General features: G+C 52.2%; 1 rRNA gene. It reads right to left on the reverse strand.

Going from position 1 to position 228, the window contains the following annotated elements:
* Positions 1–143: 143 nt before the first annotated feature.
* Positions 144–228: ribosomal RNA gene (locus tag RUGAMON1_RS32760) — 16S ribosomal RNA — on the reverse strand; the annotation flags it as partial.

Raw genomic sequence — 228 nt, forward strand, 5'->3', positions numbered from 1 at the left:
TTGGACTCGAACCAACGACCCCCGCGTTATCAACACGGTGCTCTAACCAGCTGAGCTACAGCCCCAAATGCTGTTCTTTATTCATTACAGTCGATAAGTGTGAACGCTTGATGAGCGGTCATTGCTGACCAGTGCTACTCTAGAAAGGAGGTGATCCAGCCGCACCTTCCGATACGGCTACCTTGTTACGACTTCACCCCAGTCACGAATCCTACCGTGGTAAGCGCC

The organism is Duganella rhizosphaerae, assembly GCF_040364205.1.
Classification (GTDB): domain Bacteria; phylum Pseudomonadota; class Gammaproteobacteria; order Burkholderiales; family Burkholderiaceae_D; genus Rugamonas; species Rugamonas rhizosphaerae.